Origin of the sequence: Olavius algarvensis spirochete endosymbiont (genome assembly GCA_900608495.1) — a bacterium.
In the GTDB taxonomy this organism is placed as follows: Bacteria; Spirochaetota; Spirochaetia; order DSM-2461; family DSM-2461; genus UBA2779.
In genome coordinates this window covers 1-278 of record UWYT01000235.1, presented here as the reverse complement: position 1 = coordinate 278, position 278 = coordinate 1, and the positions used below count along the sequence as shown (strand labels likewise).

Below are 278 nucleotides of genomic sequence, written 5' to 3'. Positions count from 1 at the left end.
CCTGTTCCGGCAAAGGTGCTTACCACTCCCGCCGGAGTGATCTTCCGGATGCGGTGATTGCCATAATCTGCCACATAGATATTGCCCTCTGAGTCCACAGCCACTCCGAGGGGGTGGTTAAACTGCGCCGCAGTGCCGGTGCCATCCGCAAAACCCTCTGAGTCAGTACCGGCAAAGGTGCTTACCACCGCCGCCGGAGTGATTTTTCGGATGCGGTGATTGACACTATCTGCCACATAGACATTGCCGGATGAGTCCACAGCCACTCCAGTGGGGTA

General features: G+C 57.2%; 1 protein-coding gene. It reads right to left on the bottom strand.

Translation table 11 applies throughout. The annotated features are described in order from the left end of the window. Positions 1 to 278, bottom strand: a 278-nt coding sequence (locus tag S1OALGB6SA_RS06745; protein WP_195910346.1) for an NHL domain-containing protein, incomplete at both ends; no start/stop codon positions are given.